General features: G+C 30.3%; 29 protein-coding genes. 15 read left to right on the top strand and 14 right to left on the bottom strand.

Annotation, left to right across the window (positions count from 1 at the left end):
• Window positions 1–45 precede the first annotated feature (45 nt).
• The gene (gene rimO / locus L8U41_RS00605; protein ID WP_263727526.1) at window positions 46–1,362 is read left to right on the top strand and encodes a 30S ribosomal protein S12 methylthiotransferase RimO; all 1,317 of its coding nucleotides are present in this window, start codon (window positions 46–48) and stop codon (window positions 1,360–1,362) included.
• Window positions 1,352–2,314, top strand: a complete 963-nt coding sequence (tilS, locus tag L8U41_RS00600; RefSeq protein ID WP_263727525.1) for a tRNA lysidine(34) synthetase TilS — start codon at window positions 1,352–1,354, stop codon at window positions 2,312–2,314. Before rimO ends, tilS begins: the two co-directional genes overlap by 11 nt.
• Here the strand turns inward: tilS and L8U41_RS00595 are convergent.
• Together L8U41_RS00595 and L8U41_RS00590 are read right to left on the bottom strand one after the other, a co-directional pair.
• Window positions 2,295–3,662, bottom strand: coding sequence for a phosphomannomutase/phosphoglucomutase (locus L8U41_RS00595; protein ID WP_263727524.1), 1,368 nt, complete (start codon window positions 3,660–3,662; stop codon window positions 2,295–2,297). The genes tilS and L8U41_RS00595 overlap by 20 nt on opposite strands.
• Window position 3,663: 1 nt before the next feature.
• Window positions 3,664–4,668 carry a GGDEF domain-containing protein gene (locus L8U41_RS00590; RefSeq protein ID WP_263727523.1) on the bottom strand — a complete coding sequence of 335 codons (1,005 nt, stop codon included), beginning with the start codon at window positions 4,666–4,668 and terminating at the stop codon, window positions 3,664–3,666.
• Between the two features lie 53 nt (window positions 4,669–4,721).
• Here L8U41_RS00590 and L8U41_RS00585 point away from each other — a divergent pair, with 53 nt between their 5' ends.
• The 3 genes from L8U41_RS00585 to L8U41_RS00575 are packed head-to-tail and all read left to right on the top strand — an operon-like array spanning window position 4,722 to window position 7,008.
• On the top strand, window positions 4,722–6,296 hold the full coding sequence (locus tag L8U41_RS00585; protein ID WP_047207957.1) for an ABC-F family ATP-binding cassette domain-containing protein: 1,575 nt from the start codon (window positions 4,722–4,724) through the stop codon (window positions 6,294–6,296).
• Complete coding sequence (locus tag L8U41_RS00580; protein WP_039617462.1) at window positions 6,293–6,625, top strand: hypothetical protein; 333 nt, start codon at window positions 6,293–6,295, stop codon at window positions 6,623–6,625. The genes L8U41_RS00585 and L8U41_RS00580 overlap by 4 nt, the downstream gene beginning before the upstream one ends.
• 50 nt (window positions 6,626–6,675) lie before the next feature.
• Complete coding sequence (locus L8U41_RS00575; RefSeq protein WP_087689349.1) at window positions 6,676–7,008, top strand: hypothetical protein; 333 nt, start codon at window positions 6,676–6,678, stop codon at window positions 7,006–7,008.
• Window positions 7,009–7,027: 19 nt separating this feature from the next.
• On the opposite strand, the gene L8U41_RS00570 is transcribed toward L8U41_RS00575, so the two are convergent.
• Window positions 7,028–7,609 carry an IMPACT family protein gene (locus tag L8U41_RS00570; RefSeq protein ID WP_263678436.1) on the bottom strand — a complete coding sequence of 194 codons (582 nt, stop codon included), beginning with the start codon at window positions 7,607–7,609 and terminating at the stop codon, window positions 7,028–7,030.
• A 74-nt stretch (window positions 7,610–7,683) separates the two neighbouring features.
• Here L8U41_RS00570 and galU point away from each other — a divergent pair, with 74 nt between their 5' ends.
• The 5 genes from galU (at window position 7,684) to L8U41_RS00545 (ending at window position 11,196) form a co-directional block, all read left to right on the top strand.
• On the top strand, window positions 7,684–8,514 hold the full coding sequence (gene galU, locus L8U41_RS00565) for a UTP--glucose-1-phosphate uridylyltransferase GalU (RefSeq protein WP_263727522.1): 831 nt from the start codon (window positions 7,684–7,686) through the stop codon (window positions 8,512–8,514).
• On the top strand, window positions 8,504–9,727 hold the full coding sequence (locus tag L8U41_RS00560) for a glucose-6-phosphate isomerase (protein WP_263727605.1): 1,224 nt from the start codon (window positions 8,504–8,506) through the stop codon (window positions 9,725–9,727). The genes galU and L8U41_RS00560 overlap by 11 nt, the downstream gene beginning before the upstream one ends.
• Window positions 9,728–9,856: 129 nt before the next feature.
• The gene (locus tag L8U41_RS00555; protein WP_039667974.1) at window positions 9,857–10,306 is read left to right on the top strand and encodes a Dps family protein; all 450 of its coding nucleotides are present in this window, start codon (window positions 9,857–9,859) and stop codon (window positions 10,304–10,306) included.
• 9 nt (window positions 10,307–10,315) lie between these two features.
• On the top strand, window positions 10,316–10,531 hold the full coding sequence (locus L8U41_RS00550) for a hypothetical protein (protein ID WP_263727521.1): 216 nt from the start codon (window positions 10,316–10,318) through the stop codon (window positions 10,529–10,531).
• On the top strand, window positions 10,507–11,196 hold the full coding sequence (locus L8U41_RS00545) for an alpha/beta fold hydrolase (RefSeq protein WP_263727520.1): 690 nt from the start codon (window positions 10,507–10,509) through the stop codon (window positions 11,194–11,196). Before L8U41_RS00550 ends, L8U41_RS00545 begins: the two co-directional genes overlap by 25 nt.
• Before the next feature lie 10 nt (window positions 11,197–11,206).
• On the opposite strand, the gene L8U41_RS00540 is transcribed toward L8U41_RS00545, so the two are convergent.
• Complete coding sequence (locus tag L8U41_RS00540) at window positions 11,207–12,370, bottom strand: 2,3,4,5-tetrahydropyridine-2,6-carboxylate N-succinyltransferase (RefSeq protein ID WP_263727519.1); 1,164 nt, start codon at window positions 12,368–12,370, stop codon at window positions 11,207–11,209.
• 10 nt (window positions 12,371–12,380) lie between these two features.
• The gene (locus tag L8U41_RS00535; protein ID WP_263663592.1) at window positions 12,381–13,484 is read right to left on the bottom strand and encodes an Mrp/NBP35 family ATP-binding protein; all 1,104 of its coding nucleotides are present in this window, start codon (window positions 13,482–13,484) and stop codon (window positions 12,381–12,383) included.
• A gap of 107 nt (window positions 13,485–13,591) precedes the next feature.
• Between L8U41_RS00535 and L8U41_RS00530 the strand changes: the two genes are divergently transcribed.
• The 5 genes from L8U41_RS00530 (at window position 13,592) to L8U41_RS00510 (ending at window position 17,700) form a co-directional block, all read left to right on the top strand.
• Window positions 13,592–14,707, top strand: coding sequence for a bifunctional 2-C-methyl-D-erythritol 4-phosphate cytidylyltransferase/2-C-methyl-D-erythritol 2,4-cyclodiphosphate synthase (locus L8U41_RS00530; RefSeq protein ID WP_263727518.1), 1,116 nt, complete (start codon window positions 13,592–13,594; stop codon window positions 14,705–14,707).
• Complete coding sequence (locus L8U41_RS00525) at window positions 14,704–15,579, top strand: response regulator transcription factor (protein WP_039667971.1); 876 nt, start codon at window positions 14,704–14,706, stop codon at window positions 15,577–15,579. Before L8U41_RS00530 ends, L8U41_RS00525 begins: the two co-directional genes overlap by 4 nt.
• Window positions 15,557–16,717 (top strand): sulfate adenylyltransferase, encoded by a 1,161-nt coding sequence (locus L8U41_RS00520; RefSeq protein WP_263702684.1) that lies wholly within the window; start codon window positions 15,557–15,559, stop codon window positions 16,715–16,717. Before L8U41_RS00525 ends, L8U41_RS00520 begins: the two co-directional genes overlap by 23 nt.
• 2 nt (window positions 16,718–16,719) lie before the next feature.
• Window positions 16,720–17,211: a phosphatidylglycerophosphatase A gene (locus tag L8U41_RS00515; protein WP_133319620.1), complete on the top strand. Its 492-nt coding sequence runs from the start codon at window positions 16,720–16,722 to the stop codon at window positions 17,209–17,211.
• 66 nt (window positions 17,212–17,277) lie between these two features.
• Entirely contained in the window at window positions 17,278–17,700 is a 423-nt protein-coding gene (locus tag L8U41_RS00510; RefSeq protein ID WP_214125055.1) for a hypothetical protein, read from the top strand.
• Between the two features lie 170 nt (window positions 17,701–17,870).
• Here the strand turns inward: L8U41_RS00510 and mnmA are convergent, their stop codons facing one another.
• Genes mnmA through folK form a run of 9 tightly spaced genes read right to left on the bottom strand, consistent with a single transcriptional unit; the run spans window position 17,871 to window position 25,166 of the window.
• On the bottom strand, window positions 17,871–18,887 hold the full coding sequence (mnmA, locus tag L8U41_RS00505) for a tRNA 2-thiouridine(34) synthase MnmA (protein ID WP_263727517.1): 1,017 nt from the start codon (window positions 18,885–18,887) through the stop codon (window positions 17,871–17,873).
• Window positions 18,850–19,485: a TIGR00730 family Rossman fold protein gene (locus L8U41_RS00500; protein WP_263727516.1), complete on the bottom strand. Its 636-nt coding sequence runs from the start codon at window positions 19,483–19,485 to the stop codon at window positions 18,850–18,852. The genes mnmA and L8U41_RS00500 overlap by 38 nt, the downstream gene beginning before the upstream one ends.
• Window positions 19,482–20,321: a flagellar motor switch protein FliY gene (gene fliY, locus L8U41_RS00495; RefSeq protein ID WP_258107826.1), complete on the bottom strand. Its 840-nt coding sequence runs from the start codon at window positions 20,319–20,321 to the stop codon at window positions 19,482–19,484. Before fliY ends, L8U41_RS00500 begins: the two co-directional genes overlap by 4 nt.
• Window positions 20,311–21,402 (bottom strand): flagellar motor switch protein FliM, encoded by a 1,092-nt coding sequence (fliM, locus tag L8U41_RS00490; protein ID WP_039667962.1) that lies wholly within the window; start codon window positions 21,400–21,402, stop codon window positions 20,311–20,313. Before fliM ends, fliY begins: the two co-directional genes overlap by 11 nt.
• Complete coding sequence (locus L8U41_RS00485; protein ID WP_039627867.1) at window positions 21,402–22,088, bottom strand: RNA polymerase sigma factor FliA; 687 nt, start codon at window positions 22,086–22,088, stop codon at window positions 21,402–21,404. The genes fliM and L8U41_RS00485 overlap by 1 nt, the downstream gene beginning before the upstream one ends.
• Window positions 22,075–22,431, bottom strand: a complete 357-nt coding sequence (locus L8U41_RS00480) for a hypothetical protein (protein WP_039617428.1) — start codon at window positions 22,429–22,431, stop codon at window positions 22,075–22,077. Before L8U41_RS00480 ends, L8U41_RS00485 begins: the two co-directional genes overlap by 14 nt.
• A gap of 14 nt (window positions 22,432–22,445) precedes the next feature.
• A complete protein-coding gene (gene flhG / locus L8U41_RS00475) occupies window positions 22,446–23,309 on the bottom strand; it encodes a flagella biosynthesis ATPase FlhG (RefSeq protein ID WP_263727515.1) in 864 nt (287 codons plus the stop codon).
• A complete protein-coding gene (gene flhF, locus L8U41_RS00470) occupies window positions 23,302–24,684 on the bottom strand; it encodes a flagellar biosynthesis protein FlhF (protein ID WP_263727514.1) in 1,383 nt (460 codons plus the stop codon). The genes flhG and flhF overlap by 8 nt, the downstream gene beginning before the upstream one ends.
• 8 nt (window positions 24,685–24,692) lie before the next feature.
• Window positions 24,693–25,166 (bottom strand): 2-amino-4-hydroxy-6-hydroxymethyldihydropteridine diphosphokinase, encoded by a 474-nt coding sequence (gene folK, locus L8U41_RS00465; protein ID WP_263727513.1) that lies wholly within the window; start codon window positions 25,164–25,166, stop codon window positions 24,693–24,695.
• Window position 25,167 lies beyond the last annotated feature (1 nt).

The following is a 25,167-nucleotide window of genomic DNA, read 5'->3' as shown; positions in this document are numbered from 1 at the left end:
ATCTTATAATTTTAGCAAAAAAATAAAACATTTAAAGTGAGAAATATGCCAAAACTTTTTTTAATGTCTTTAGGTTGTAATAAAAATTTAGTTGATAGTGAAATCATGCTTGGAAGATTGAGTGATTATGAAATTTGCGATGAGCCAAGCATAGCTGATGTTTTGATTGTAAATACCTGTGGCTTTATAGATAGTGCTAAAAAAGAAAGCATAAATGCGATTTTAGACTTACACGAGCAAAGAAAAAAAGATTCATTGTTAGTTGTAACAGGATGTTTAATGCAACGCTACCGCGAAGAATTAATGAAAGAACTACCTGAAGTTGATCTTTTTACCGGTGTGGGAGATTATGAAAAAATTGATGAAATGATACTTAAAAAAACTAATCTTTTTTCCAATTCTACTTACTTGCAAGATAAAAATACCAATCGTGTAATCACAGGATCAAATTATCACGCTTTTATCAAAATAGCTGAAGGATGTAATCAAAAATGTTCATTTTGCGCTATACCAAGCTTTAAAGGAAAACTCAAATCAAGAAGCCTAGAAAGCATTGTAAATGAAGTAAAAGAGCTTGTTAAAAAAGACTATAAAGACTTTTCTTTTATTGCTCAAGATACAAGTTCGTATTTATTTGATCAAGGTCAAAAAGATGGACTTTTAAAGCTTATTGAAGCTATAGAAAATATCCAAGGTGTAAAGGCTGCTAGAATTTTATATCTATATCCAACAAGTATTAGCAAAGAAGTGATAGAAAAAATCATTCAATCAAAAGTTTTTGTAAATTATTTTGACATGCCTTTACAACACATCAGTGATAATATGCTTAAAATCATGAAACGCGGAGCTAATAAAGCTAAATTAATCGAACTTTTAAATTTAATGAAACAAGCTCCAAATTCATTTTTACGCACAGGTTTTATAGTAGGACACCCTGGAGAGAGTGATGAGGACTTTGAAGAATTATGCGCTTTTATAAAAGAATTTGGTTTTGATAGAATTAGTGTTTTTGCTTATTCTAAAGAAGAAGATACCGCAGCTTTTGAAATGGAGCAAATTCCTAGCAAAATCATCAATGCAAGATTGAAAGTGATAGAAAAAATTGTTGATGAATGCATAGAAAAAAGTTTTAATCAACAAGTTAGTAAAAAAACTTTAGCATTTTGTGAAGGTCAAAGCTCTGAAGGAGAATTTTTCATCGGTGCAAAAGATTTGCGTTGGGATAGAGATATAGATGGAGAAATTCTCATCAATGAAAGCGATTGTGGAGATTTAGAAATGGGTAAGCTTTATGAGTGTGAAATCACGCAGAGCTTAGATAAAAAACTCATTGCAAAAGCTTTAAGAAAGTTTGATGATTGATAGCAAATATTTAAATCATTTAAAGCAAGGGAAAAATCTTTTAGCATTTTCTCATGGGAGTGATTCTAGTGCTTTATTTTTCATGCTTTTAGAAAAAAATATAGATTTTGATCTTGCTTTTATAAACTACAAAACTCGCAAAAATAGCGATAAAGAAGAACAAAGTGCCAAAGAATTAGCCAAGCGTTTTCATAAAAAAATTTACATCAAAACTGCACCCAAGATAACAAAGAATTTCGAAGCTTGCGCAAGAGCTTTGCGTTATGAGTTTTTTGAAGAGCTTTGCAAAAATCACTCTTATGATAATCTTTTACTAGCTCATCATTTAAACGATAAACTAGAATGGTTTTTAATGCAATTTTCTAAAGGTGCAGGGCTTAGAGAATTACTTGGTTTTAAAGATATTGAAAAAAGAAAATATTTTACCATCATAAGACCCTTGCTTGAAATTCCAAAAGAAAAAATTTCAAATTACTTAAAAGAAAACAATATCACTTATTTTCATGATGAGAGTAATGATGATGAAAAATATTTTAGAAATTTCATACGCAAAAATTTTGCTAATGAGTTTTTAAAGCTTTATCCAAATGGAGTAAAAAAGAGCTTTAAATACTTAGAAAAAGACTTAAAAGAAGAAAATATTTGTGAATTTAAAAATATTTACATCACTCATAAAGATGAAAGTTTAATCGCAAAATGCTTTAAAAAGCTTGGAGTGCTTTTAAGCGCCAAACAAAGACAAGAAGCATTAAAAGGCGATGGAGTGATTTCACATAAAATAGGCATTGTTTATATACAAGAAAAAGTTTTGATTTTTCCTTTTGTAAGTTGTGAGAAAATGCCAAAAGAATTTAAAGAAATTTATAGAAAAGCAAAAATCCCTAAACTCTTAAGAGCATATTTATACACAAAAAATATTGATGTAAAAGAGCTTATGCAAGCTCTTTTATGATTTCTTCAAAAAGCTCTTTTACTCTTGCTTCTAAAAAATCTTTAAATTCAGCACTTGTAGCTTCAGCACGCATGATAAGATATGGACTTGTATTAGAAGCACGCAAAAGCGCCCAGCCTTCTTTAAAGGTGATTCTAACTCCGTCAATTTCATTACAATCAAGCACATTTTCAAAAGCGTTTGCTTTTACTTTTTCTTTAAATTTTTCTATGATTTGAAATTTATTTTCTTCACTAACCTTAAGCTTAATCTCTTCACTTGCATAAAGTTTTGGTAATTCTTTAACTAATTTTTCTATATCAAAACCATTTACTAAAAGCTCTAGGGTTCTTAAAAATGCATAAATTCCATCATCATAACCAAAATATCTATCTTTAAAGAAAATATGCCCACTAAGTTCTGCTGCTATGTCGATATTTTGCTCTTTCATCATTTTTTTAATATTAGAATGCCCGGTCTTACCCATCATGATAAAACCAAATTTAGCTACCTCATCGAAAAGATTTTTAGAACATTTTACTTCACCTAAAACCCTAGGATTTTTTATATTTTTAGCAAATAAATAGCAAAGCTCATCACCCTTAAACACATAGTCTTTACTTGCAACCACCAAGCGATCTCCATCTCCATCAAAAGCAAAGCCCATTTTTGCATTTTCATTTTCTTTTAGCACAACTTGCAATGCGTGTAAATTTTCAAGCTCTGTTGGATCGGGCGCGTGATTTGGGAAATTTCCATCAGGATTTTCAAATAAAATTTGTGCATTAAAATTTAATTTTTCCACCAAAGGCTTTATAATCACTCCAGTAGCTCCATTTGCACAATCAATAATAATTTTTTCTTTATAGCCCTTAAGATGTGAAAAATGTTTAGCTAAAAAGTCTATATATAAGCTTTTAACATCATAATTTTCACATCTTAAATCATCATTGATTTCAAGTTCTAAATACTCTTGCACTTTTAAAGAAAGTTTTTTCAAATCAGCACCAAAAAAACTTTCTTTGTTAATCGTGATTTTAAAGCCATTGTATTCTTTTGGATTATGCGAACCTGTTATCATGATATTTGCATCAAAAATTTCATCAAAAAACAAGCTAAAATATCCCATAGGAGTTGGTGCTAAACCTATATTGAAAACTTGCATATTAGCTTTATTTAAACCGCTGATTAAATAGTTAAAAAGTTCATTTGCACTATATCTTGCATCATAGCCTACGCTTACTTTCTCACAACCTCTTGATTTCATTTCTAAACCCAAGGCATAGCCTATGGCTTTTACACTTTTTTCATTTAACTCACTTGGGTAAAGCCCTCTTATATCATACTCTCTAAAAATCAAATCTAGCATTTTAATCCTTTTGTCTTCTAAGTTCTAATTTTGCTTGTTTTAAACTTTCTTCTATGTTTTCATTTTTACTTGATAAACAAAGTTTAATTTCTAATTTTGCATTTTGCTCTTTCAATTCAAAACTATATTTTTGCATAAAATTTTCAAGCATTTGAAGTTTGCTTTGTACAAAAGCCATATTTTCATTTTCAAATACAATGATAAAATAATCCTTATCATCTTTAAAAACCCTAGTATGTAAGGCTTTTTTTAAAATCCTAGCAAACTCATGCATTATAAACTCGCCCATTTTTGAGCCTTTTTGATGATAAATTTCATTGATATTTTTTACTTCAATCAAGGCTAAATGAAAATTTTCAAGTCCTTGTGCATATCTTCTTAAGGCTTTTAAATTTGGCAAATTGGTTAAAGTGTCAAAAAAGGCTATTTTATAAGCTTTATACGCTAAAAATCCTATCAACACTAAAGAAGCAAATTCATAATAACCCAAATCAACACTATTGTAAAATAAAAACTGCACACTCAAGCCCATATAAGCTAGTAAAAAATGAAAATCATTATTTTTAAAATAAGAAAATAATAAAAATATCATTCCCACCCAAAACACACAAAAGCTTAACTCGCTAATAGGCTTAAAAAATTGCGTTGAAAGGCCAAAAATTTCACTTGTAATGCTTGCATTAAAATTAGTACTTGTGCTAAGTATTAACGCTACAAAACCCATAAAGGCTAAATACGCAAATTTAATGAGATTAATTCTTTCAAACACAAGCTTGCTATCTTGTAAAAACACAAAAAGCACAAAAGAAAAAGGTAAAAATACCGAGATAAACAAATGCGCTTGATACTCACTTGCTACTAAAGATAAAGCCCTAGCACATAAAATTAATAAAAGTAAGAAAAAAATCTTATTTTGCTTAAAAAAATAAGCTAAAAATAAAGCTAAGATATTAAAAACCAAAGTCATACTAGGCAATGTTTTTAACAATAAATACGAAAAATCCAAAATAATAAACCTTTTTTTGTTAAAATTATAGCAAAAATATTTTAAGGATATTAATGGTAGAAGTAAAAAATCTCACTATGCGTTTTGCAAACCAACTTTTATTTGAAGATGTAAATTTAAAATTAAACCGTGGTGAAAGATATGGACTTATAGGCGCAAATGGCGCAGGAAAATCAACCTTTTTAAAAATTCTCTCAGGCGAAATAGAATCAAGCAGTGGAGAAATTTGTATAGATCCAAATTTAAAAATCGCTGTATTAGGACAAGATCAATTTGCTTTTGAAAACTACACTATCAAAGATGCGGTAATGTGTGCAAATAAAAGATTATATGATGCACTAAAAGAAAAAGAAAAACTTTATATGAGTGAAGAATTTACCGATGAAATCAACGATAGATTAAGCGAGCTTGAAATCATAACAGCAGAAGAAGATCCAAACTATGATTGTGAGCTTAGATGTGAAAAAATTCTTAGCTCTTTAAATATAAAAGATTTTAATGCTCTCATGAGTACTTTACAAAGTGCGGATAAATTTAAAGTTTTATTAGCACAAGTGTTATTTTTAGGTGCTGATGTGTTATTTTTAGATGAACCTACAAACAACCTTGACTTAGAAGCTATTTCTTGGCTTGAAAATGAACTTTTAAGACATGAGGGAACTTTAGTAGTAATTAGCCATGATAGACATTTTCTAAATAAAGTTTGTACAAGAATTTTAGATGTGGATTTTAAACAAATACGCGATTTTGCTGGAAATTATGATGATTGGTATATGGCTTCAACCTTGCTTGCTAAACAAGCTGAACTCAAACGTGATAAAACTTTAAAAGAAAGAGAAGAATTAGAAAATTTCATACGTCGTTTTAGCGCTAATGCTTCAAAAGCCAAACAAGCTACAAGCAGGGCTAAAGCTTTAGAAAAACTTGAACTTGAAGAGATTAAAACTTCAAGCAGGCGTGATCCTAGCATAGTTTTTAGAACAAATAGAGAAATAGGAAATGAGGTTTTAGAATTAAAAGGTATTAGCAAAGCTTATGATAAAACTTTATTTGAAAATTTAGAATTAAAATTAGAAAAAGGTGATAAAATAGCCCTAATCGGTGCAAATGGTGTTGGAAAAAGTACTTTAGCTAAAATCATCGCATCAAAATTAGAACCTGATAGTGGTCATATTCACCTTGGTGCTACCATAGAAATGGGATATTTTTCACAAGATACAACGAATTTAATTAATGAAGATTTGAAACTTTATGAATGGCTAATGAGTGAAAAATTCAAAGATTTGGATGAAATTCGCAAATGTCTTGGTAGAATGCTCTTTAGCGGAAGCGATCAAGAAAAAATGGCTTCTAGCTTAAGCGGAGGCGAAAAACACCGCTTAATGCTTTCAAAATTAATGTTAGAGCGTGGAAATTTCTTACTTTTAGATGAACCGGATAATCATTTAGATCTTGAAAGCATCATTGCATTAGGTGAAGCCTTGTATAATTTCAAAGGTTGTGTGATATGCATAAGCCACGATAGAGAGCTAATTAGCGCTTTTGCTAATCGTATATGGTTTTTAGAAGATGGAAAACTAACAGACTTTAAAGGAAGTTATGACGAATTTTTAGGAGGTTTGGAATGAATTCGTTTAAGATAAAATATGCAGCTGGTTTTGGACATTTTACTCAAAATCACAGAGGCTTTGGCCCAACTATTTATGTAGAAGAAAGTATTGATTTTCAAAGTGAAAAAGATTATTTTGACTATGTTGAATTTTATGAAAAATTCAGCAAAGAAGATGATACTTATTTTCACATTTCATTTTTAGAAGATCGCCCTTTAACTTCTCAAGAATTAGAAAGTAGAAATGCTTATAGAAAACTAAGAGATGAGCGCTGTAATAAAGCTAGAGAAGAGTTTATTAAAAACAATGAAATAGAAGCTGAATACTACCCAACTCATGGTGATTAAGGAATGATTTTTGCTTGTTTTTTCCTTGTAATATTTTGAAAGGAGAAAACATGCAAGTTAACCATGATAATTTATCGGTTAAAGAGTATGGATATGGTCAAAGTAGTGCTTATAAAAGCACTCAAGGAGCTAATGAAGACTTTATGTCTTTGCTTAGTCAAAACAATAGTGAAAATTTAAACGAGCAAAGTTTAAAACTTGATGAGCTTTTTTCAAAAGCTATGAGTCAAGATCAATTTAGCACAGGAATTTTTAGCTCAAATATGTCAAATATTTATAATTATCGTTTTAGAGGACAAAACGAAACTCCTATGCAAGCTAATATAGAAGAAAAACAAGAGCCACAAAAAGATATGGTAAAAGATCTTTTAAGTTCTTTATAAAAATGAAGTAAGCAAACGCTTACTTCCAAACAAGTCCGCTAAATTCAAACTCTTTTGCAAATTTTTTAAATTCCTCCTCTTCTTTTGCATTAACGCTTAAAACCAGTTCAACATTTTCTTGAAATTTTTTTTCATAAGAAATGTTATTTTTATTTAAAAAATGCTCAAATCTTGCATAAAGATGAAAAGGAATGTTTAAATTTAAAATATTTTTAGCTTCAAATTCTAAAAGCGTTGCATTTAAAATAGCTTCATTTGTAGCTTCACTATAAGCTCTTACAAGACCACCTGTACCAAGTTTAATCCCTCCAAAATAACGCACCACAATCACCGCACAATTAACAAGCAAAGCCCCTCTTAGGACGTTCAAACAAGGCATTGCAGAAGTTCCTTTTGGCTCACCATCATCGCTTTTATCTTCTATGATTTGATCAAATTCGTTTAAATACCTATAAGCATATACAAAATGCACGGCTTTTAAATGCTCATTTCTTAGCTTTTGCATTAAAGTTTGAAAATCTTCAAAAGGACATAAAAAAGACAAAAAAGTTGATTTTTTGATTTCTATTTTTGCTTGATAAATTTGATCAATGGTTTTCATTTTTTCCTTAAATTAGTTATAATATTTAAATAAAATTATAATCAAAACAACTTATAAAAATTTAAGGATAAACTATGCTTCAAACTTGTATTTTTCCTGCAGCAGGTTATGGTACTAGATTTTTACCTGCTACAAAAACCCTACCTAAAGAAATGCTACCAATTTTGACAAAACCTTTAATTCACTATGGTGTGGATGAAGCTTTAGAAGCTGGTATGGAAACTATGGGTTTTGTTACAGGGCGTGGAAAAAGAGCTTTGGAAGATTATTTTGATATTTCTTATGAACTTGAACACCAAATTGCAGGCACTAAAAAAGAATATCTTTTAAGTGAAATAAGAACACTCATAGATCGTTGTACCTTTACTTTTACAAGACAAAATGAAATGAGAGGCTTAGGAGATGCGGTTTTAAAAGCAAAACCTTTAGTGCAAGATGAAGCTTTTGGGGTAATTTTAGCAGATGATTTATGCGTAAATGAAAATGGGGTAAATGTCCTAGCTCAAATGGTAAAAATTTATGAAAAATACCGCTGCTCTGTTATAGCTGTGATGGAGGTTGAAGCTGATCAAGTCTCAAACTATGGAGTTATAGCTGGAAATGCTGTGGAAGAGGATTTGATCATGGTAAATTCTATGATAGAAAAACCTGATCCAAAAGATGCTCCAAGTAACTTAGCCATCATAGGAAGATACATTCTAACACCTGATATTTTTGGCATTTTAGAAAATACCAAAGCAGGTAAAAATGGAGAAATTCAACTAACTGATGCCTTACTTTCACAAGCAACCAATAATATGGTTTTAGCTTATAAATTTAAAGGAAAAAGATTTGATTGTGGAAGCGTAGAAGGCTTTGTGGAAGCGACAAATTATTTTTATGAGAAAAGTAAAAATGCTAAATAATACTTTATTTTTTAAAACCCAAGATTTTAAAAAAATCACCGCTTATGCAAATAGAATGAATGATGAGCTAGAAAGTGGCGATATAGGATATTATCACTTAGTAGATACGAGCTTTGATTTAATCAAAGAAAGTAAAGAATTTATCGCTACTAAAACTCATATAGAAAATATCGTTTTAGTAGGTATGGGTGGATCAAGTTGTGGGGTTAAAGCTTTAAAAGAGCTTTTATTTGATCAAGTAGAAGAAAAAAAACTTTTTATTATTGACAATACTTCCTCGCATACTTTTACCCAAACTATGCAAAAAATAAATCCCCAAAAAACACTTTTCATTATAGCAAGTAAATCAGGTACAACTATAGAAGTAATTTCTTTATTTAAACTCATCATTGCTCATTTTGATTTTAAAAATGAAAATTTACACGAAAACTTTGTGTTTATTACTGATTTTGAATCAAAACTTCACAAACTAGGAGAAGAATTAAACATAAAATGCTTTTTTATACCTAAAAATGTCGGTGGTAGATTTAGTGTTTTATCTGCTATTGGTATTGTTCCTTTGAACTTTTGTGGATATGATACTAAAGCCTTATTAGAAGGTGCAAAAGCTTGTTATGTGGATTTTTTTGAGAAAAAATGTGATCAAATTTTGCAAAAGGCTTATCATTATTGCACGCATAAAAGTGCGCATATTAATGTGCTTTTTTCTTATGGAGATGCTTTTAAAGGTTTTAATGAATGGTATATTCAACTAATTGCTGAAAGTCTAGGTAAAAAACAAGGCTTTAAACGTATAGGTTTAACTCCTATTGCTTTAATTGGCGCTAGAGATCAGCATAGCTTTTTACAACTTATCATGGATGGGCCTAAAGATAAAACTGTTACTTTTTTAAAAATCAAAGATAGTCAAAAATCTCCTAGTATCCCAAATATAAGCTTTAATCATTTACAAAATTGTGATTTTACTAATGAAGTTAATTTACATGATCTTTTAAACGCGCAATGTGATGCAACCATGCATGCGCTAATTGCTGAAAATTTAAGTGTTGATGTAATAGAACTTGAAAAATTAGATGCTTATCATTGTGGGTATTTGATGTATTATTATGAGTTATTTACTTCTGCATGTGGCATTATGCTTGGAATTAATACTTATGATCAACCTGGCGTAGAGGTAGGAAAATTAATACTCAAAAATATGTTAAGTAAATAAATTTGCTTTATTGTAAAAAAAGAGTATAATGAAAATATAATAATTACTAACATTAAAATTTATTAGATAATAATTATTATTATTTAAGAATTCTATGTTATAATTTTAAAAAATAAAAAAGGAGATAACATGTCAGTAACAAAACAATTATTACAATTACAAGCGGATGCTCATAGTTTATGGATTAAATTTCATAATTATCACTGGAATGTAAAAGGTTTACAGTTTTTCTCAATTCATGAATATACAGAAAAAGCTTATGAAGAAATGGCAGAACTTTTTGATGATTGTGCTGAGAGAGCTTTACAACTAGGAGAAAAAGCTATCGTTTGTTCAAAAACATTACTAGAAAATGCAAAAGCACCTAAGGCTCAAAAAGATTGCTTTACTCCAGTAGAAGTTTTAGAGCTTATTAGAGAAGATTATAAGTATCTTTTGGCTGAATTTAAAAAGCTAAATGAAGAAGCTGAAAAAGCAAGTGACACTACAACAGCAGCATTTGCTCAAGAAAATATTGCAAAATATGAAAAAGTTCTTTGGATGCTTAATTCAACTATCCAAAATACTTGCTCTATGTAAGAATTTATAATGTTTTTTGACTTGCAAAGCTTTATTGCTTTAAGTCAAAAAACAAATTTAACTTCCCAAGAAAAACTACTCTTATTAAAACTCCATGCTCATTTTGAAAAAAATATCGATTTATTGCAAAAATTATATGATTATAGTTTGGTAGCTTATTGTGCTAATGCATATTTAAATCAAAGCTTAAAAAAGAAGGCTTGCAAAAACACAAAGCCATTATAAAAGCTTTAACTAATCCTTTTTATAAAAAAGAAAAAATCGCCGTAGGTGGTTTAAACAATGCATTTTTAGCTTTAAAATTTGTAAAAAATTATGAAATACTTGAACACATCAACGAAACACACCCTCAATCTAAAATGGGTTTTAGGGCTAGTTTTATTTATGATAAAAAAAGAAAAAACTATATTTTAGCCTTTGCAGGGAGTGATTTAAATCCTTTGTGTTTTGATTTTAAAGATCTTTATAGTGATTTTTTGATTTTACTTAACAAAACTCCAAAAGGTCAAATTCAATCCATGCAGTATTTTTACAATCAACTTAAACAAAAATACACCATTGATAAAAAGCTCATCATTATAGGACATTCTTTAGGAGGATATCTAGCTCAAGCTTTTGCAAGAACCTTTCCTAACGAGGTAAAAGAAGTCTATGCCTTTCAAGCACCTGGTTTAAACCAAAACTTTCAAAATCATTCTTATATAAATTTTCATATAAATACCACCCATAATTTAAATTTCAAAACTTACAAATGGTGGAATTTTAATTTTGTGCAAAAGCTTTATAAAAAAGATAGCAAGGAGATTTTACTACACACAGGAAGCATTAAACATCATCCTAGCGTGTGTATTTATAAACTGCATGAATTATTTAAAATTCTTAACCCATAAGGGCTAAGAATTAATGCAAATCTTCATTAAGTTTTACAGCCTTTTTATTAAAAGCTGCTATCATCACTCCACTTTGAGAATCTTGTCTAAAATGTAAGCCATTTAATCCTGCTAATTCTAAACCTTTGTATATATCTTTATCAAATTTAAAATCAGGATTGATTTTTTGAAGTTCTTCTTTATTTTTTAAAGCAAATTTAGTCCCTTCTAAAACAGCAATACCCGCATCAACGATACAATTATCCCCTAAAGGAATTCCAGTAACTGAATTTGCACCCAAAAGACAAGCTTTACCGATGCTAATAGCATTACCACTTGTACCACTTAAAACACCAAGTATAGAAGCACCGCCTCCTACATCGCTACCTTCACCCACAACAGCTGAAGAACTAATACGTCCTTCTACCATACAAGCTCCAGTTGTACCTGCATTAAAATTCACATAAGCAGCCCCTGGCATTATAGTAGTACCTGCAGCTAAAACCGCCCCCATTCTTACTTTAGAACTTTCTAAAATTCTAGTATTATCCTCAGGAATAACATGAGCTAAAAATCTTGGAAATTTATCTACATAATCAATCCTTGGATACCTTCCACTCATTTTTAAATCAATCTCATTTTCTCTTAAAAAGTCCAAATCAATAGGCTTATTGTCACTCCATGCAACATTTGGTAAAATCCCAAAAGCGCCTGTTAAATTTAAACTTCTTAAAGGTACTTTTTTATTGGAAAGCAAATAAAGTTTTAAATACACACTTTCTAAACTTTTTGGCGCCTCATCTTCAAAAATACAAACAAAAGAAAAAGCATTTTCTCTAAAATTTTCTTTTGCTGCTTTGATTGCTTCTATATTTTTATGGCCTTGCTCTTGCAAAAATGGCGCAAAACATTCAAGTGCAAAATCCAAATCTTCTTTAATCAAAGTAGCCACAAACTCACTTTCATTAAAATCAACATCAACCCCTCTTCTAAAAAAAGCTTCAAACATAACAGCTGCAGCAGCATAATTTTGCTCAAAATTAATCACACCAAAATTGGCTTGAAGTTTTTTATTAGGATCAACTTGACTTAGATCAAGCCTTGCTATAGCAAAAGCTTTAGGTTTTTTATAATTAATCCTTTGTTCGATTTGCTTGATTAAATTTAAAAATTCTTCTTTACTTTCTATTGACATATTTTCCTCCTTATTGCGAGCACGCACTTTTGCCATTCATTACAGGTTGAATAGCTGAATTATCTACTTTACCTTCTTGATTAACCTTTTCTATAAATTCCCAGATTTTTTCAGCAGCTTGCAAATATCTTTTTGAACTTACACTCTCAGGCATATAAAAACTTACAGGCTTACCACTATCTCCACCTTCTCTTACACTCATTTCGATAGGAATTTGAGCTAAAACTTCACACTTATAAGCTTTTGCCATTTCTTCTGTGGTGCCTTTACCAAAGATATCATATTCTTTGCCATTATCAGGACATAAAAAGCCACTCATATTTTCTATAATACCTGCAACAGGAATGTGTAATTTTTCAAACATATCTAGCGCTCTTTTGCTATCATCTAAAGACACTACTTGAGGAGTACTTACGCACACACCCGCACTCACTGGCACACTTTGAGCTAGGGTAATTTGTGCATCACCAGTTCCTGGAGGCATATCAAGCAATAATACATCAAGTTCAGGCCAAAGCACATCAGCTAAAAGTTGTTCAATTGCTTTCATGATCATAGAGCCACGCCACATCAAACCTTTACCTTCTTCTATTAGTACACCCATACTCATCATATAAACCCCATGAGATAAAATAGGACGAATTTTTTGACCTACAATTTCAGGCTTGCTTTTACTCTCACCTAGCATTCTTGGTATATTTGGCCCATAAATATCTGCATCTAAAAGTCCTACTCTTTTACCCATTTTAGCTAAAGAAATCGCTAAATTTAAAGTTGTAGTACTTTTACCTACCCCACCTTTACCACTTGAAATCATAAGGAAATTTTTAATTTGTGGAGCGATATTTTTACCACTTCTTGAATTGCTTTTTTCTTCAGGAATTTTTGGTTGAATGATTTCTAAATTAAGCTCTAAATTTAAATCTTTTAAAGCATTTGCGATGTTTAGTCTAAGCTCTTGTGCGATTTGAGCATTAGCTGAAACAATTTCAACTACTATATGAGCTTGATTTTCATTTGCTTCAATTTTTTTTACAAAACCAAAACTAACTATATCTTTTTTAAAGCCTGGATATATAACTTGTTTTAGTCTTTCTTCGATTTTTTCCTTCAATTTTTCTCCTTGTTATTTAAAATGATTAATTCTACTAACATAAATATAAATTTTGGCTTTTATTGTGTATAATATCGTAACATTAATAAGAAATTAAGGTGTAACAAATGTTAGATATTTCCTTGATTATGCTATCTGCGGGAGAATCATCAAGATTTAATGCTCCGGTAAAAAAGCAGTTTTTACGACTAGGCGAACAACCCTTATGGCTTTATGCTACTAAAAATTTAAGTTCTTTTTATCCTTTTAAACAAATAGTTGTTACTTCTGGTAATATTTCTTATATGAAAAAATTTGCCCCTGAATATAAATTTGTTCAAGGTGGTACAACTAGAGCACAATCTTTACTCAATGCTTTAAGTATGGTTGAGAGTGAATATGTTTTAGTTAGTGATGTTGCAAGAGTTTTGATTTCTAAAAATCTTTTTAACAATATCATAGAAAATCATGACAAAGCTGATTGTATTACACCTGTTTTAAAAGTAAGTGATACTACAATTTATGCTCAAGAAGCTATCGATAGAGATAAAATCAAACTCATACAAACCCCTCAACTTTCGCGCACAAGTATGCTAAAACAAGCTTTAGAGCAAAGCTCAAATTTCACTGATGATAGCACAGCTATACAAGCTATTGGTGGTAAAATTTGGTATGTGCAAGGTGATGAGTTAGCTAAAAAAATTACCTTTAAAGAAGATTTAAAAAGCTTAAATTTACCAAAACCTTCTTGGGATATTTTTAATGGAAATGGCTTTGATGTACATGAATTTGGAGAGCAAAGAGCCTTGCTTTTGGGTGGAGTAAAAGTGCATGAAAATATGGGTTTAAAAGCTCATTCTGATGGAGATGTATTAGCTCATGCGCTAATTGATGCGCTTTTGGGTGCAGCAGGGCTTGGAGATATTGGCGAACTTTTCCCAGATAATGATATGCAGTATAAAAACGCTGATTCTATGCTTTTATTGCAAAATGCTTATACTTTGGTACAAAATTATGGTTTTGAGCTTGTAAATGCTGATATTACCATCATAGCCCAAACACCTAAAATGAAAGATTTTAAAGAAGCTATTGCTTTTAATATCGCTAAAACATTAAAAACCACACCAAATAAAATCAATATCAAAGCCACCACTACAGAACATCTAGGTTTTGTAGGAAGGAAAGAAGGGATTGCTGTTTTAGCAAGTGTAAATTTAAAATATTTTGATTGGATGAAATTATGAAAGTTTTAATAGTAGAAAATGAATTTTATTTAGCCCAAAGCATAGGATCAAAGCTTAATTCTATAGGTTATGATTGTGATATTATCGCAAATGTTAATGAGCTGACTCATCATGATTATGAAATCATTTTGCTTTCTACTAGTATGGCTAATTTTGAACATATTATAGAAATTTTTAAGCATAAAATCATTATTTTACTCATATCTTACATAAGTTCAGATACTGTTTTAGCTCCTTTAAAATCTGGTGCTAGTGATTACATACAAAAACCTTTCATGATAGAAGAATTAATGCGCAAGATTAAGCATTTTCAAGAATTTAAAAAAATCACTATGCTAAATAGCACCTATCAAGCATATTTAAAACATAAATTTGAAACAGCAAAACTACCAACTTTTGATTATAAAAAATTCAAATTACCTTTGATTTTAAAAACTAATAATCAAATTTTTGCTGATCATTTTGTATTTAATTATACTAACGAACACAACATCGCAAATGTTTATATAGATCTTTCACACCAGCAAAATTTAGATAAAATTTTCAAAGACAATTCTTTGTATTATTTGGTTAATTTTCAAACCCTAAAACCTTTAGAAAAAGAAAAGGTGCTAAACCTTGCTTTAAAAAAGGCTGTTATTATACATACAAGTACGAATATTGAGCATAGCAATTTTCAAATTTTAGAGCTAGGTGAAGATGAAAAAAGTTTTGAAAGTAATGGAATTTTAACCATTGATGATTATGTTAAGCATATTATCATTAGTTATCAAAATATCTTTCCTGATACGGATTTATCCAAAAAATTAGGAATTTCAAGAAAATCTTTATGGGAAAAAAGGAAAAAATATGGCATTACAAAGAAAAAATAGCATTATAATCTCAGAAGAAGAATACGAAGTTTTATGTTTCATTAAAGAAGGAATTTTTGGTTCTTTTACAAAATTGATGAACAAACAAGAAAGAGATGAATTTTTAAAAAATGAAGCAATAAACGGATATAAATTTCCCTATGCCTTAACTTTTGCTCCACACAATGAAAACAAAAAAATCATAGAAAATGCCAAAGTTAAAGACAAAATAGATTTTGTATGTAATGATCAAATAGTAGGCCACATCATCTTAGAAAGTAAATTTAAAAACGATAAAAACATTAATGATATTTTTACACCTAATACATGCTTGATTGATGATTTTGGAGAAATTTGCATTAGCGGTGAATTTGAAATTTATCACAATCGTATCAAGGCTATAAAAGAAGATTTTGAAAAAATCAAAAAAAGATTAAACCCTTCTAATATCACTGCTATTGTTTCAAGCTTTGATCCTTTTCATAGAGCGCATGAGAGAATTTTAAGATGGGCTATAGAGCAATCTGATCTAGTAATTATTTTCCTTATAGAATCTTATGAAAGTAATGGTTTAAGTTTAAAACTTAAAAAGCGTTGCTTTGATGTTTTTGCGCAAAATTATTTACCATCTTCTAGGGTTTTGCTTATACCTTTACATAATATCAAAATTTTTGCCTCGCATTTAAATCCGGTACTTGAGTGTGCTTTGGCTAAAAGTTTTGATTGTAATAAACTTTTTGTAGGACAAAATCACGCAGGGCTTGGAATGTATTTTAATCAAAACAGAGCCTTTACTGTACTTGATGATTTTGCAAAAGATTACAATATAGAAGTAACCATACTTCCTGAATTTGTATTTTGTGATGAGTGTAAAATGATAGTAAGCACCAAATCATGTCCACATGGAGCTCATCATCATATGAAATATCATGGCGATTCTTTAAAAAATTTACTCAGACTTGGTATCATTCCACCAGCAGTTTTTATAAGAAGAGAAATTTCTGCTTTGATTTTATCAGAGCTTTTTCCAAATCGTTTCCATAATAAACAAAATATCTATAGCAATCTTTTCCCTACGCATGGTATTTTAGAATATAGAGGCGATAAAGAATTTTATGAGCAACTTATAAAACTCCATCAAATGTCATATATGGTGTAATCATGCAAAAATTATTTTTAACTTTTTTTTATTCAGGTAGTGTTAATAAAGCTCCAGGAACTTTTGGCACAATAGCAGCGCTAATCCCTGCTTTTTTTATTTTAAGGTATTTGGGTATAGGAACTTTGATCTTACTTGCAATTTTGCTTTTTTTAATCTCTATAAAAATCATCGATCAATACGAAAAACAAACAGGTATACACGATGATAAGCATATTGTAATAGATGAAGTTGTAGGAGTGTTCTTAGCTTTGGCAATTTGCGGGCAAAGTGTTTTTACTTTTTTACTTTCTTTTGTTTTATTTAGATTTTTTGATATCACAAAACCTTCTATCATAGGTAAAATCGACAAAAAAACCAAAGGTGGTTTAGGCGTAATGCTAGATGATGTTTTAGCAGGAATTTTCGCAGGATTATTTAGTGCTGTGATTTATGGAATTTTACTTAAATTTGATCTTTTATGGTTTGATATAAGCATTATGGAGATATTTTAATTCGTAATTTTTTGATTTAACTTCATTTATGATAAACTTCACAAACTAAAACGAAAAGGATAAAAAATGATTAAAAAAACAATGTTTGGTGCTTTAGCATTAATTTCTTTTATAGCATGTGCTAATGGAGTAGATTATAAATATGATCCAAGTAGAGGTTCTAAAGGTGGTTATGATTTATTCATTAAAACTTTAAAAAAAGATTATGGCTCTAATGTTGTGATAAAAAGCCTTAAAGATGTTGATTTAAATGCTTTAAAAGAAAAACACCCTGAAGTAGCTGAAGATTTTGAAGGTATTAAAATAGAACAAGATGGATTGCTAGGAGATGTTGCAAGAGGCGAAATAGAATATGGAGATGTTGTTTATATTAACTATAAAAATGGCGATTTGAATAAACATGAAATAGTTTATGGAGCATGTGATACAAGAAAATGGAATAAAGAAAGATGTGAAGATCGTGGAGCAATTGTTGATATGACTGAATAAAATCAACCTATCAAATGCAATATAATTTTTCTAAGATAAGATTTACTTAATCTATCTTAGAAAAACCTCAACTACAATTTTCTTATTTTTTATTACAATAAAATAATTTTAATTTTTAAAAAAAGTTAGTATAAAGGATGAACGCCAAAAAAGGGTGCAACCCTTTAGCGTTAATTTATAAATCCACTTGCAAGCACTAAATCTTTATCGTAAAATACTGCCATTTGCCCGCTAGCAAGCCCATAAACAGGCTCTTGTAAGATGATTTTTGCACTTTTATCTTCATTAATCAAAACTTTACATGGGGTTGATCTTGATCTATAGCGTATTTTTACTTCACAATCTAACTCTTTAGCATCGATAAATAAATTAATATTCTCAAGATTAAACTCACTTATCTTAAGCTCTTCTTTTTTACCTACTATGATTTCATTTTTTTTAGGATCAATTTTTAATACAAAATGTGGCTCATGAGCCCCGCGTACCTCAAAACCTCTTCTTTTACCTATGGTATAGTGCATATAACCTTCGTGTTTTCCTATTTCTTTTCCACTACTATCTCTTACAATACCTGGAATTTTAGTATCCATAAACTGATCTAAAACTTGCACATAAGTATCTTCCACGAAACAAATCTCAGAACTTTCCTTTTGTGTTGCAAAAGATTTTAAAACATCGATTGTAGAAGCAAATTTTTTTACATCTTCTTTTTTCATCTCTCCAAGAGGAAAAATCAAATACTCCAAAGCCTCTTTATCTGCATTTGCTAGAAAATAGCTTTGATCCTTACTCTCATCAACCGCAGTTTTAATCAAACCATTTTCTATCCTTGCATAATGACCTGTGGCTAATTTCTCACAACCCAAACTCTTAGCAAATTCCAAAAGCTTACCAAGCTTGATAAAGCGATTACACAAAGCACAAGGATTTGGCGTCTTTCCTTCTTTGTAGGTATTAACAAAAGGCATATAAACTTGATTTTTAAAATCTTCTTGTAAGTCTAAAATATGATATTTGATATCTAAAAATTTAGCAACTTTTTCAACTTTTTGTATATTTTCTTCATGATAATTAGCTTTTCCATGAAGCTTCATATAACAACCTATAATCTCATGTCCTGCTTGTTTTAACTTATAAGCAGTTACAGTACTATCTACACCCCCACTCATTGCAACAAGAATTTTCATCTTTTTCCTTTATCATTCTTATAATTTCATCCAAATCATCACTTATACTATACTTTAACTCATCATTTTTAGATATAGCTCCAAGTCCTAGTAAAGAAGTTTTGATAAATTCATCAAGAGGTTGCCAAAATTTTTGCCCAACTAAAATAATAGGAACATCCTTTTTAAAACTAAGTTGTTTAAGAGTAAGAATTTCAAAAAATTCATCTAATGTTCCAAAGCCGCCTGGGAAAATCACAAAAGCTAGACTCTTTTGAATAAGAGCCATTTTGCGAATGGCTAAGCTCTTAAAAGTGATATTATACTCTAAAAAGTCATTTGCTTTTTGCTCAAATGGTAAATGTATATTAAATCCAAAAGATTTTAAGTGTGAAGTTTGACTTTGCATAGCCCCATAATTTGCAGCTTGCATAATACCACCGCCACCACCACTGATGATACTATAACCAAGATCTGCTAACTTTTGGGCTAATTTTGAAGCCAAAATACAATACTCATTATCTTCTTTTAAGCGTGCAGAACCAAAAAAAGTTATGCCTTTTTGAATTTTTTCTAATTCTTTAAGATAGGCAATATCTTCAATGATATATTCTTTCATCTTAGCTGTTCTAATCTTTCTTTTTTAGAGCCTATCTCAGTAATTTGCACTCCAAAGTTTCCATCTACAATAACTACTTCCCCATAAGCAATTTTTTTATCACCTATTAAAATTTCTAAAGGATCGTTTGCTAATTGATCAAGCTCGATAACCGAACCTATATCCATGGTTAAAACATCTTTTAAAAGCATTTTTTTACTACCTATACGCACTCTTATAGGTAAGCGTACATCCATGATCAAACCGATATTTCTTAGCTCTTCTACATTAGCCAAGGCTTTATGATCTTGTGTATGTTCTTCATTTGTTGCTACGATTTCTTCTAAGTCAGTTTTGGTTAAAATCTTATAAATTTTTTCATCAAAAACCAAAGAAATTTTTTCTTCTAAATCAGCTATTTTTACATTGTATAAATATAGCTTATGAAAACCACCAAGTTCTAAGCTATCTGCAACAAATTCACAATTTTCTAGACTAAACTCCATTTTTGGAATTTCTTTTTGCGCGCCTAAGGTTGTAGAAAATGCTGAGATGATATTTTGTATAGCTTCTTTGGCTGCATCCATTTCATCTTCATTTAGCTCACTGTTTTTGGAGATTTCTTCTTCTCCCATCATCCACTCACCAATTGCACTCATTAAAACTGCACTGGCTAGGATTTTGATTTTCATTTCATTATTAACACTAAAAGTAGCACTAACTAATGGTGGAGTCATAGAATCTTGAGAATTTACATCATACTCATAATACTCACTAAATTCAGCACTTTTTCCTGTTAAACCTTCTATTGTACTTACACATTCATTGACGAATATGCCTAAAAAATCATTGATCATCGTCTTCCTCTTCTAGTTCTTCATTATCATCATACGAATTTGCTTTTGCTCTTCTTTCATCTTCATATTTTTCAAGCATTTCTTTAATCTCATCTTTATCAGTTTTGATAAGTTCTAAGATTTTAATTGACTTTCTAAATCTATGAAGCCCCACTTGAGCTAAAAATACTTCTTTTTTATCAATAGCCACTATAGCTTTATCATCTGCACTTCTATCAAGCTTTAAAATATCTCCTTGTTTTAAATCTAAAAATTCATTTACATTGATAAAAGTTTTACCAAGCATAGCTTCATAAATTACCTCAGCACGACCGATCAAGGTTTTAAGTTCTTTATTTCTTGATTTTTTAGCCGAAGTTTCACCCATCATAATATCACGATTTGCCAAACGACTCAAAATACTTTCCAAATGCACAACCGGATAGCAAATATTTACCATACCACTTGAATTTCCGATGATAATCTCCATTACCACCATGATAACAATTTCATTTTGAGAAACAATTTGCACAACATTTGGGCTTGATTCTTTTGCTTCAACACTTGGATAAATTTCAGTAACATTCATCCAGCTTTCTTTAAGTCTTTGCATAATAATACGCAAAATAGAATCAAGCAAATTAAGCTCGATTTCTGTAAGCTCTCTTAAGGTATCAAAACTCTCTCCTTGACCACCTAAAAGTCTATCTATCATAGGAAAAGCAATGCTTGGATTAATCTCTAAAACGCAGTTTCCATCTAAAGGTTTAATTGAAAAAACGTTAAAGCTTGTTGGCGAAGGCAAAGACATTAAAAACTCACCATAAGTCATTTGATCCACCGAGTGAAGTTTAATCTCAACTATACTTCTCATCATAGATGAAATTTGCGAAGCAAGATTTCTTGCTAATTTATCATGAATCCCTTTAATAGAACGAAGTTGTTCTTTAGAAACCCTGTTTGGACGCTTAAAATCATATACTACTATATCTCTTTTATCTTCTAGCTCTTCTAATTTCGAAGAAGCTGCACTTTCATCACTATCATCATCAACAACTTCTAAAAGAGCATCAATTTCTTCTTGGGAAAGTATCTCAGCCATTAAACTAGCCTTTCTCGAATCTTCTTAAGCAAACGCTTATGAATTTGTGAAATTCTTGACTCGCTAATCTCTAAAATCTCTGCGATTTCTTTTAAATTTAATTCTTCATAATAATAAAGCTGTATTACAAGCTTTTCTCTTTCTTTAAATTCTTCCAAAACTGCGTTGATTTTTTCTATTAATTCTTCTTTTTCTATTTGCTCTATGATATTGCTATCATTAAAGCAATTTAGCTGTTCATCCAAAGGCATAACAAGCGATATAGCATGAGCTGCTCTTGCTTCTTTTACCTTTTCTACTTCTAAATTTAGTCTTTGTGCTAAATACTCATCATCAGGCTCTTTTTCATTTTCTTGATAAAACTCATCTATAATAGCATCAATATCTTTGATGATTTTTCTATTACTTCTACTCATTACATCAAGGCTTCTTAGATAATCAAGCATAGCTCCATTAACTCTTTTTCTTGCAAAGCCCCAAAAATTATCATTTTGTTCTTTATCATAACGGCGTGAGAGTTTGATCATTTCCTCTACACCGATACTGATTAAATCATTTACATCAATGCTAGCAGGCAAACGCTCTTTAAGTCTAAAAGCCATAGCTCTTAATGCTGGCATATAAGAGATGACTAAGTCATCTTGTTCTTTTTTTAGCGTAGAAGCATAGGCATTATGCGGCTGCATGTTTTACTTTTCTTTTTGAAGAGCTTTCAAGCTTTTTAAGGTCTTCACGCTCTTCTTGAAGTTTTTCAAGCAAGTAATCCATTTTCTTTTCTCTTGCGGCTAATTCTGCTATAAAACTATTGTTTTCATTTTCATATTTTTCTTTATTAAAGCTTCTACCGCTAATTTTATTAACATCTACAAAAATCATAATTACTATATGGATTAAAACATAAAATACAAAAGTAATCAAACAAGTATATACAACTATCTCTACTGCATCTTCTATATTAACTATGGTAAACATTAATCCTATAAAAAAACCACAAACAGTAAAAAAAGCAACAAAATTCTCTGGTCTCATCTTTTTCCCTCAATCTAAAAACGATCCAAAAGCTTTTTGAAAAAACTCATAATGCTTTTATCTCCCACATTATTAAGCACTTTTTGTTCCAACCTATACAAAAGCTTAGAAGCTATGGCTTTGAGCTCATCACTTGCATTAGTGTCATCATCGCTAAATAAAGTTCTTTTTTTAATACTAGAACTAATATCTTTACTTTGACCTAAAAATCCTAAAAATTCTAAATTTAAATTATGCTTAATGTTAATATCTGCTACTTTTTTAATATTATCAAAAATTCTCAAAGCTTCATTTTCATTTTTAACAACATTAAACACCATTAATAAATTCTCTTTAGTCTTTGAAGTGGTTTTTATAGTAGCATAAGCATCGGTAATCGCAGCAGGATCAGGCACAGTGATGACAATAACCTCATCAGATATTTCTAAGAAATTTCCTATATTACCACCAATGCCTGCTCCTGTATCAATGATTAAAAAATCTAAATCATCTAAAATACTTGTTTGATTTAAAAATCTCTCGTAAATATTTTTATCATTATATTTTAAAATTTCATCGCCACTTTCACCTGGGATAAGCCATAAATTTGGCTTTACTTCTATTAAAATATCTTCTAGCGAGCATTCACCCTTTAAAACATGTAAAAGGTTTTTTTCCACACGCACATTTAAAATCACATCTAAATTTGCAAGCCCTATATCTGCATCAAAAAGCCCTACTTTATAACCATTTTTAGCTAGGATGTTGCCCAAATTTGCGCTAAAAGTACTTTTTCCAACCCCACCTTTACCGCTAGTAACTGCGATAAAATGAGTATGTTTTACATTTGAGTTTTCATTTTTTACTAGATCTTTTAATTTTTCTGCTTGATTACTCATTTTCATCCCTTCTAAAACCTTCTAACACACAACGCACTAAAAAGTCACTATTAGCCACTTCTATATCATCAGGCACTTCTTGACCTATGGAAAAAAAGCTCATCGGAGTGCTAGTTTCATAAAGCAAAGAAAACACATTTCCAAATACTTTTGTTTCATCAAATTTTGTAATGATTAAAGTGTCTATATTTAAAAATGAAAAATTGTTATAAGTTTCTAATAAATCTTCATATTTTGTATTTGCTGAAAGCACTAAATTCACATCAATTTGTGCATTAGAATGCGATAAAAATTCTTTTGTTTTTTCAAGTTTTACCTTATCATACTGTGAATTTCCGGTTGTATCTACTAAAATAACCTCACAAGTATTTAAACTTCTAATCGCATCATCTAAGTCATTTGGTTCTATACTATCAATAATAGGAAGCTTCATCATCTTAGCATATTGGAAAAGTTGCTCTACCGCACCTATTCTATAAGTATCAAGCGTGATAATACCGGTTTTATAGCGTCTATCTCCATAAGCATAACGAAAAGCAAGCTTTGCTAAAGTAGTAGTTTTACCCACTCCTGTTGGGCCTACTAACATCATGATTTTTTGCTTTTTAATTTCACTTTCTAAACGACATGGAAGCATATTACGCAAAAGTGAGTAAAAATACCTTTGCACTGCTTCTTGATTTGCTTTCATAGTGCTTGGCATATTTTCAATAGTCGCCTTCATAATCGCTTCTAAATGCGCTTCTTGCATGCCACTTGCCTTAGCTTGCTTATAAATACTTGCAAACTCAGGTGGTATAGCTAATTCTTTGCGTAAATCTGCCTTATCATCCCACATCATATCCACAAGCAAATTCATTTTATCATTAAGCTTATTCATTTGCTTTTCAAAAGCTTCTATTTTTTTATCATAATTTGGATTTGGCATAGAAAAATCTTGATAATTTGAAACCTTGCTAATTTCTGAACTAACTTGAGAAAGTTTGTTTTTTAAATTTAAAAAATTATCATCTTTTTTGCTTGTATTTAAATAAGGATTAATAGGTTTTTGCTTAGCTTTTGAAGAAAAATCAAGCACTACATCTTCTTCTTTTTTTTCATCTTCAAGTTTTGGTGCTTGAATTTTAGCCTCAGGAAAACTTGCTGTGTTTGGTTTTTTCTTTGGTGGCATAGGTAAATTATTTTGTTTTAAATGCTCTTCATAATCAGCTTCTTCAATCGCTACTATAACCTCGTATAAAGGTTTTTGATTGATAGTTTTTGGACGAATTTGCTTATTAGTTACTATCAAAGCCTTATCGCCATAATCTTGCTTAACCTTAGGTATAATCTCATCTGTGCTTTCAACTGTAAAAGTATGAATCAATTGTCCCATATTTTTCCTTATCTTAACAAGCCCAAAGGCAAAGTTACGCTAATTCTATCATTTACCCCCACATGAGGCACTGTGCAATACTCATCTTTACGCGCTTTTTTTGAAAAATACAACAAATCCAAATCAAGCGTTCTAGGAGCATTTTTAAAAGTTCTTTTTCTTTTGAATTTAAACTCATAAAAAAACAAAACTTTTAAAAGTGCTCTTGCGTGCAAACTTGTACTTACAACCATCACTGCATTAGTAAAGTCTTTTTGCTCTTCAAAGCCAAAAGCTTTATTAATCAAAAATGGCGATGTTTGCAATACTTGCAAGCGTTTATCTTGCATTAAAAGCCTAAATAAACTCCGAAAGCGTTTTTTTTCATCTTCTATATTGCTTCCAAGTCCTATAATGGCTATGTATTTTCCTTTTTTATCTGCATTTGAATAAAAAGGAAAAAAACGAATTTTTTCTAACCTTCTAGCTCCTTTAACCAGCAAA

It is taken from the genome of Campylobacter sp. RKI_CA19_01116 (assembly GCF_025771405.1).
Lineage (GTDB): Bacteria > Campylobacterota > Campylobacteria > Campylobacterales > Campylobacteraceae > Campylobacter_D.
The sequence above is the reverse complement of the archived record's forward strand: the minus strand, read 5'-3'. Positions and strand labels throughout refer to the sequence as shown.